Origin of the sequence: Niveispirillum sp. (assembly GCF_052437035.1) — a bacterium.
GTDB lineage: Bacteria > Pseudomonadota > Alphaproteobacteria > Azospirillales > Azospirillaceae > Niveispirillum.
Genome location: NZ_JBQVOH010000034.1, coordinates 1 through 1,024, shown reverse-complemented (window position 1 = coordinate 1,024; position 1,024 = coordinate 1). Strand labels below are relative to the sequence as shown.

Sequence of the window (1,024 nt, the reverse complement as noted above, 5' to 3'; positions counted from 1 at the left end):
GTTCGTCGACGACGACGACGATGAAGGGGAAGGGCTGCAGTTCCAGCGGCCGTTCCTCGAAGATCGGCTGGCCCGAATCCGGATCGAAGCCGGTCTGGACCGTGCGGCTCTTCTTGTCGGCCTTGGCATGGATCTCGGCCACCTTCTGGTTGAAGCCGGCGATGTTGCGCACACCCAGCTCCGACATCTTGCGGTAGCGCTCCTCCATCTCGCGCACCGTCCATTTCAGCGCGACGACGGCCTTGGCCGGGTCGGTGACGACGGGGCTGAGCAGATGCGGGATGCCGTCATAGACCGACAGTTCCAGCATCTTCGGATCGACCATGATGAACCGGCATTCTTCCGGCGACAGCCGGTAGAGCAGCGACAGGATCATCGTGTTGATGGCGACCGACTTGCCCGAGCCGGTGGTGCCGGCGACCAGCAGGTGGGGCATCTTGGCGAGGTCGGCGATCACCGGGTTGCCGGCGATGTCCTTGCCCAGCGCCAGGGCCAGCCGGCCCTCGGTCGCCTCATATTCGGCCGACTGCAGGATCTCGCGCAGCAAAACGCCTTCGCGCTTGGCGTTCGGCAACTCGATGCCGATGGCGTTGCGGCCGGGGATGACGGCGATGCGCGCCGACAGGGCCGACATCGAGCGGGCGATGTCGTCGGCCAGGCCGATCACGCGGCTCGACTTCGTGCCCGGCGCCGGCTCGAGCTCGTAGAGGGTGACGACCGGGCCGGGCCTGACCTTGACGATCTCGCCATAGACGCCGAACTCCTCCAGCGTCGACTTGAGCAGGCGGGCATTCTGCTCCAGCGCCTCCTCGTTGACCCGGTCGCTGCCGCGATCGGCCGGCGGCACCGTCAGCAGGCCGAGCGGCGGCAGCACGAACTGCCCTTCGCTCTCGCCGAGATCGAGTTCGACCTGCGCCTCGTCCTGCAGGCGCCGCCCGGGCCTGGGCCCGCCTCAACGTCCAGCTGCAACGGACAGCACACCAATGCACCGCATGTGCCGGGACTGGCCTGCGATGAGCGCGCG

1 pseudogene is annotated in these 1,024 nt (G+C 67.6%); it reads right to left on the bottom strand.

From position 1 onward, the window contains the following. Positions 1-940: pseudogene (locus ACT6Q8_RS25515) on the bottom strand (DNA translocase FtsK); the annotation flags it as partial. Positions 941-1,024: the final 84 nt, after the last annotated feature.